The 6,378-nt window shown below is 70.6% G+C and carries 9 protein-coding genes; 6 read left to right on the forward strand and 3 right to left on the reverse strand.

The features are described 5' to 3' along the window. Positions 1–834: formylglycine-generating enzyme family protein (locus AOK24_RS21340; protein WP_420876681.1), on the forward strand; the 834-nt coding region annotated here is incomplete at its 5' end. A 17-nt stretch (positions 835–851) separates the two neighbouring features. Next, entirely contained in the window at positions 852–1,823 is a 972-nt protein-coding gene (locus AOK24_RS21345; protein WP_055721664.1) for an ABC transporter substrate-binding protein, read from the forward strand. Positions 1,824–2,022: 199 nt separating this feature from the next. Here the strand turns inward: AOK24_RS21345 and AOK24_RS21350 are convergent, their stop codons facing one another. Further along, entirely contained in the window at positions 2,023–2,631 is a 609-nt protein-coding gene (locus AOK24_RS21350) for a hypothetical protein (RefSeq protein ID WP_055721665.1), read from the reverse strand. Positions 2,632–2,752: 121 nt separating this feature from the next. Here AOK24_RS21350 and AOK24_RS21355 point away from each other — a divergent pair, with 121 nt between their 5' ends. Beyond that, positions 2,753–2,977, forward strand: a complete 225-nt coding sequence (locus tag AOK24_RS21355; protein ID WP_055721666.1) for a hypothetical protein — start codon at positions 2,753–2,755, stop codon at positions 2,975–2,977. Positions 2,978–3,078: 101 nt separating this feature from the next. Here AOK24_RS21355 and AOK24_RS21360 read toward each other — a convergent pair whose 3' ends face one another. After that, positions 3,079–4,221, reverse strand: coding sequence for an ABC transporter substrate-binding protein (locus tag AOK24_RS21360; RefSeq protein WP_055721667.1), 1,143 nt, complete (start codon positions 4,219–4,221; stop codon positions 3,079–3,081). A gap of 306 nt (positions 4,222–4,527) precedes the next feature. Here AOK24_RS21360 and AOK24_RS21365 point away from each other — a divergent pair, with 306 nt between their 5' ends. Continuing rightward, on the forward strand, positions 4,528–4,914 hold the full coding sequence (locus AOK24_RS21365) for a hypothetical protein (RefSeq protein ID WP_055721668.1): 387 nt from the start codon (positions 4,528–4,530) through the stop codon (positions 4,912–4,914). A gap of 204 nt (positions 4,915–5,118) precedes the next feature. Here the strand turns inward: AOK24_RS21365 and AOK24_RS50915 are convergent, their stop codons facing one another. After that, complete coding sequence (locus AOK24_RS50915; protein ID WP_240554041.1) at positions 5,119–5,268, reverse strand: hypothetical protein; 150 nt, start codon at positions 5,266–5,268, stop codon at positions 5,119–5,121. Between the two features lie 75 nt (positions 5,269–5,343). On the opposite strand from AOK24_RS50915, the gene AOK24_RS48610 reads away from it, so the two are divergent. After that, a complete protein-coding gene (locus AOK24_RS48610) occupies positions 5,344–6,009 on the forward strand; it encodes a glycoside hydrolase domain-containing protein (protein ID WP_055721669.1) in 666 nt (221 codons plus the stop codon). After that, entirely contained in the window at positions 5,994–6,194 is a 201-nt protein-coding gene (locus AOK24_RS49745; protein ID WP_055721670.1) for a hypothetical protein, read from the forward strand. Before AOK24_RS48610 ends, AOK24_RS49745 begins: the two co-directional genes overlap by 16 nt. Positions 6,195–6,378 lie beyond the last annotated feature (184 nt).

Here is a 6,378-nt window from a genome sequence, read left to right on the forward strand (position 1 = left end):
TCCGCCACCCACCCGGCCACCCCCGACGGCATGGTGGCCGTCCCCGCCGGCGACTTCCTCATGGGCAGCCAGGACGCCCTCTCCTACCCCGCCGACGGGGAAGGACCCGTACGCACGGTGCACGTGGACGCCTTCTGGATCGACGCCTGCGCCGTCTCCAACGCCCGCTTCGCGGCCTTCACCGCCGACACCGGCTACCGCACCTCCGCCGAGCGGGCCGGCTGGTCCTTCGTCTTCGCCGGACTGCTCCCGGACGACTTCCCCCCGACCCGGGCGGTCGCGGCGGCACCCTGGTGGCGTCAGGTCGAGGGCACCGACTGGCGTCACCCCGACGGCCCGCACTCCACCTGGCAGGACCGGACGGACCACCCGGTCGTCCACGTCGACTGGGACGACGCCCGCGCCTACTGCGCCTGGTCCGGCAAACGCCTGCCCACCGAGGCGGAATGGGAACGCGCCGCCCGAGGCGGCCTGCACGCGAAGACGTTCCCCTGGGGCGACGAACTCGAACCGGGCGGCCGTCCCCGGATGAACGTGTGGCAGGGCGACTTCCCCCACCGCCACCCCACCGCCGACGGCTGGTACGGCACCTGCCCCGTCACCGCCTACGAACCCGGCGGCTTCGGCCTCTACAACGCCACCGGCAACGTCTGGGAGTGGTGCGACGACCCCTTCACCCCGTCCCGCACCGGACACGAACGCGTCACCAAAGGCGGCTCCTACCTCTGCCACGCCTCCTACTGCCGCCGCTACCGGGTCGCCGCCCGACAGGGACTCCTCCCGGACTCGGCGACCGGCAACGTGGGCTTCCGGTGCGCCCTCGACGCGAACTGACCACAGGGAGTACGACCATGGCAGGACGAACAGGACGGTGGCGCAGCCGCGCGGCGGGGACGGCCGTACTCGGCCTCACCCTGACCGCCTGCGTCGGCGCGAAGGTCGGCGAGGTGTCCGCCGGCGCGGGCGGCTCCGGCAGCTGCGGCACCTTCAACCTCGCCGTCAGCCCCTGGGTGGGCTACGCGGCCGACGCGGCGGTCGTCTCCTACCTCGCCGAGGAGGAACTCGGCTGCAAGGTCGTCCAGAAGGACCTCAAGGCGGAGATCGGCTGGCAGGGATTCGAGACCGGCGAGGTCGACGCCATCCTGGAGAACTGGGGCCACCCCGACCTCAAGAAGAAGTACATCACCCGGCAGAAGACCGCCGTCAGCCTCGGCTCGGCCGGGAACAAAGGGATCATCGGCTGGCACGTCCCCCCGTGGATCGCCGAGCAGCACCCCGACATCACCGACTGGAAGAACCTCGACAAGTACGCCGCGAACTTCCGGACGTCCGAGTCCGGCAGCGGCGGCCAGCTCCTCGACGGCGACCCCTCGTACCAGACCAACGACGAAGCCCTGGTCAAGAACCTCAAGCTCGACTTCACCGTCGTGTACGCGGGCAGCGAGACCGCCCTCATCCAGGCCTTCCGCGACGCGCAGAAGAACAGGAAATGGGTGATCGGCTACTTCTACGAACCGTCCTGGTTCATGTCCGAAGTCCCCCTCGTCAAAGTCGCCCTGCCGAAACACACCGAAGGCTGCGACGCCGATCCCGCGAAGGTCGCCTGCGACTACCCCGCCTTCGACCTCGACAAGATCGTCAGCACCAGGTTCGCCGCATCGGGCAGTCCCGCCTACGACCTGGTGAAGAACTTCCGGTGGACCAACGACGACCAGAACACCGTCGCGAAGTACATCGCCCTCGACAAGATGACCCCGCGAGCAGCAGCCGAGAAGTGGATCGCGGCGAACCCCGCCAAGGTGAAAGCCTGGCTCGCCGGCTGAGGCCTCATGCGTTCGGGTCAGACATGCAGGGTGGGCCGGTAGATGAGCTCCTGGGTGTGTCCGTCGAGCGTCCGGCTCTCGATCAGTTCGCAGCGACAGGCTGCCGTGCGAGCGCAACGGCACCTCCGACTCCTCGATGCCCGAGGCCGGCATCCGGCGATCACCCAGCCGACGGCCGGAGGCGTCGCATGTGTTCGGATCAGCGTCGGTAGAGATGCCACATGGCGAGTTCCTCGTCGTGGGCACGCAGGCGTTCGACGGCCTCCACGGGGGTGCGCTGCTCGGTGAGCTCGTAGAGGAAGAACAAGGGGGCGAACACGCTCGCATAGCCGAACGGCGCGCCGCGCGGAGCGATATAGACGCCGGCACCGGCATCGAGAAAGGCGTCGGCGAGCGCGGGCTCCCCCGTGTCGCAGCCGGTGACGAGCGTGACGCTGCCCGGCAGGCGGACGTGTTCGCGCACTCGGTCCGGGCCGACGGCACCGTTGAACGGCTGGAACCCGGTCAGCTCCTCGGGGACGTCCTCCATCAGGATGCGCCCCTCGTCTCCGTGACAGGACACGATCACGTACGGCGCGACCGGTCTGCTGCCGTTCAGCGCCGCCACCAGATGGCGAGGCTGGCCGACCGGCAGATAGTTCACCCGGACGCCGAACACCTCCAGCCCGGCGCGCAACGCATGCCCGAACCCGCTCCCGATGTCGATCAGATCAACCTCGGTCCAGGCCAGACGCCCGGCCTGGACCTCCCGCACACGCGACGGCCGCAAAGTCGCCAGCCACTCCTCTTCTTCCCTGTGCTCATGCATCACGGAGCCAAAATGCCACGGCCACAGCTGCCGGCACCGCCGATCACGGAAATCCGGCCAGCGCCGGGTAGCCCATGCGTCCGCAGGGGTTCTGTGGGTACAGGATCACACTGCGCCCATCGTGGCTCTCGACCCGGCCCGGACCTACGCCGTACAGGTATGGGCCCAGGGGCGGGAGGACTCCCGGGAGCGGTACGAGGCATCCGCGCCGGGCGAGGCCCTCGACGGGTACGAGACCTACGCGATCGTTTTCGCCCCGTCGGGAGCGCAGGAACCCCCGAGGCCCGCGCCCCCGCAGGACCGGCTTGCCGGCAAGTACGCCAAGCCGCCGTTGAACATGCGCTGACCCGGGCCACCGGCCACATCGGACAGGACGCCACCGTCACCTGCTGCCCGTGCCGGGGTGACGGGCGCGGACCTCCCTCGCCCCCGGCCCGGTTGCGGCCGTCAGGCGCCGGGGTGGAGGCCGAGCCGGCCCGGTGTGGGCTCGCCCTGGACCTCGCCGAAGTACAGCGCGAAGGTCTGCTTCCAGCGCTCGACCTGGGCGCGGTCGGCCATGAACGTCGGGAAGCCGTCCACGTGGGCGTTCGGGTACTCCCACAGCTGCTTGAGCCCGGCCGGGGGAGTGATGTCGGTGCGTACCGACCACCCGTTGAAGGAGGCGCGCTGCCGCTCGGCGGACAGCTGCCAGTTGAGGAACAGCTTGGCGGCCGTGGAGTTGCGGGCCTGCTTGAGGACGGCCGCGCGCTGGCCCCAGCCCATGAAGGGGTGCCCGTCCGCGATGACGAACCGCGCGGGTGACGACGAGGAGGGGACCGCCGACCCCGCCGTGCCGATCCCGATCGCCTTCTGCCCGGCGAAGACCGCGTCGCCCGGCGAGTTGCTGCCCCGCGCGAACCGGACGTCCTGGGCGGCGAGCTTGGCCACCCAGTCCCAGCCGTACGTGCGGGCGTACAGCGCGTAGAGGTAGAGGACCGCGTCGTCGTCGTGCGGGAAGGAGGAGGCGATCTTCCCCTTCCACTTCGGATCGACCAGGTCGAGCGGGGTACGCGGGGCATCGGAGCCGACCGCCGCGGTGCCGTACAGGAAGCTGAAGGCGATCGCTCCGGTCGCCACCCACGCGCCCTGCGGGTCCTTGAAACCGTCGTACACCTTCGAGAACCCGGCGGGCTTGTAGTGCAGCAGCCGCCCTTGCTGCTTCCAGCGGGTGAAGTCCTGGAGGGTCTGGAGCTGGACGACGTCGGGGACGAGGGTGCCGGTGGCGAGCTGGTTGTCGATGCGGACGTCGTGGTACTTGCTGTAGTCGACGATCAGCGTCAGGTCGATGCGGGGGAAGCGGGCCTTGAAGCCTGCCTTCGTGGCGTCCTGCTGGGTCGGGGTGTCACCGCCGGCGTACACGACGAGCTTGCCGCCCTCCTTGAGAGCGGCCTGGTAGAGCTCGTCGAGGCTGCGGGTCTCCTCGGAGCCGGTGTGCTGCCGGGCGGCGGGCGCGGCCGAGGAAGCGGGCGCGAAGACGCCGGCCGCGCCGAGACCGAGGGCGACACCGGTACCGGTGGTGAGGACACGTCGTCTGCTGAGGAAGCTGGACACGCTGCGGGGCCTTCCTGACGGGGGAGGGATGAGTGCCGGGCGCCTTGGCGATCGTCATTGTTGTGCGGCCGGACGCGGCCCCGCGTCGTCCGTACGGACAGAAGGGGCTGCCGAGGGGTGGAACCCGCGTTCAACCGATCGGTTGAACGCGGGCCGGGACGCCGGCCGACGCCGCAAGGGGCGGGCGCCGCACCCTGACATCTGTCAGGACGCGACGGACCGAGCGCCCCCTAGCCTTCGAGACGCCGGCTCGCGGCACCGCTGCCGCCCACCCCGCCGCCCACCGTCCCCAGGGAGAACACACCCATGATCAAGTCCGTGAGAACCGCCCTCGCGACCGTCGCGACCACCGCCCTCGCCGCCACCGGCCTCGTCTTCGGCACGGCCGGCTCCGCCCACGCGACCGGCCACGGGCCGGGCTACTACGGCGTCTGGGCCTCCGGCGTCAACGTCCGCGCCGGTGGCGGGGAACAGTGCTACCTCTACCCCTCGGCCTTCAACTGCCCCGACATCCAGACCACGGTGAGCAGCCCGGCCCAGGTGTGGGTGTACTGCCAGCAGGAGGGCTCGCAGACCGTCGGCAACAACCCGTACTGGGTCTGGGTCCTCACCCCGAGCGGCCACCGCGGCTACATGGCCAGCTACTACATCGACAACGTCACCAACTCCATCGACGGGCTCGAGCGCTGCTGACGACCAGGACGTCCGCACCCGGCCGGGACCTCCGGCCGGGCTCGCTGCGAAAGGAGCCGGCGTGGCGCCGGCGGCCGCACCGGCTGACCCGTGATATTCGCGCTCACCCGGGCGCTCCAGCACGAACTGGGCATCACCTCCCTGTCCGACAGCTTCGGCCCGACGACGCTCGCCACCCTCCGACGGCGGCGGCATCGACAGCACCTACAACAGCTCCGCCGCGGCGTCGGTCCGCGAGCTGAAACAGCACATGGACGTCGACGGGGTCTTCCCGGACGGTGTGCCGCCGAAGGTGTTCAAGGCCCACGGGACGTGCAAGGCGCTGATGTTCGCGATCCAGTACGCGATCGGCATGAGCGACGACGTCGCGAACGGGGCTTCGGCCCCGGCACCCAGCAGGGCATCAGGAACACCCCCCTCTCGGAGGGCTTGTCGGGGACGTGGGCGAGCCTCTTCACCGCCGCCATGATCTTCAACCAGCGCGGCGGCGTGTTCTTCGCCAGCCGCTTCGACGCCGACCTGGCGACCCGCATACGCAGCTTCCAGAACTTCGCGAAGCTCCCGGTCACCGACCACGTCCTTCCGCACTTCCGGGGGATCCGGGACATCATGAACGAGCACGGCCAGGGGTACCTGACCGGCATCTGCGGCCCCCGGAACGTGTGCAACCGCGTCGCCGCCGCGGGATACACCTCGGCGAGTTTCGTCTGCGACATGTCCACGGGGTTCTCCGGGAACCTCGGCTACCCGCTCCCCGCCGACTGCACCACCGGAGACCTGGACGTCTCCATGGACATGTCCAGGCGGGGCGCCCTGCTCGCGGACGTCCAGTCCTACCTGCTCCACAGCATGGGCGTGCCGGAGACGGGCGGGAACGCGGGCGCCCAGGCGCTCACGTACCGGTCGAACACGCAGCACCGGCCTCGCCCAGATCTTCGCCGCCACCGCGATCCGCAGCCGCAACTTCGGCGTCCGGACCGGCCTGATCGGCGGCACGATCATGGACCCCTACGGCGAGCGCGACCTGTGGACCGTGTGGCGGCAACTCCACGACGACCACGAGTAACAACATCAGCACCGTGCCCGTGGTCCTGATGTGGGGCGCCGACCTCGTCGACGTCCCCCGGCCGTCCATGACCACCGGCGAGGAGGAGACCCGCCTCACGCTCGCCCGCTACAACGGCGACGACGAGGAGGGGCGGGCCCAGAACTACGGCACCGCGATGCTCGGCCTGCACCGGGTGTTCGAGAAGGACAACGCGCCCCTGCGCGGCCTGTGACGCACCCACGGAAAGGAAGAGCATGCCCGACTCCTCCCCGCGCCCGCCGCGCCGGACCGTGCTGCGCACCGGCACCGCCCTGGCCACGGCGGCGGGCGCGGGGTGGGGGACGGTGAGGGTGCCGAGGCCCGCCGCCGTGGCCAGGGCGGTGCCGGTGCGCAGCACGGTCCGGCGCGGCGGGCGC

The sequence above is a fragment of the Streptomyces niveiscabiei genome, from assembly GCF_001419795.1.
GTDB classification, from domain to species: Bacteria; Actinomycetota; Actinomycetes; order Streptomycetales; family Streptomycetaceae; genus Streptomyces; species Streptomyces niveiscabiei.

What these genes read in the sequence shown, in the direction of transcription:
- AOK24_RS50915 (WP_240554041.1), bottom strand. Translation starts at nt 5,268, where the DNA reads ATGCCGATCGCGTACTGGATCGCGAACATCAGCGCCTTGCACGTCCCG.
- AOK24_RS21365 (WP_055721668.1), top strand. Translation starts at nt 4,528, where the DNA reads ATGATCAAGTCCGTGAGAACCGCCCTCGCGACCGTCGCGACCACCGCC.
- AOK24_RS21350 (WP_055721665.1), bottom strand. Translation starts at nt 2,631, where the DNA reads ATGCATGAGCACAGGGAAGAAGAGGAGTGGCTGGCGACTTTGCGGCCG.
- AOK24_RS21345 (WP_055721664.1), top strand. Translation starts at nt 852, where the DNA reads ATGGCAGGACGAACAGGACGGTGGCGCAGCCGCGCGGCGGGGACGGCC.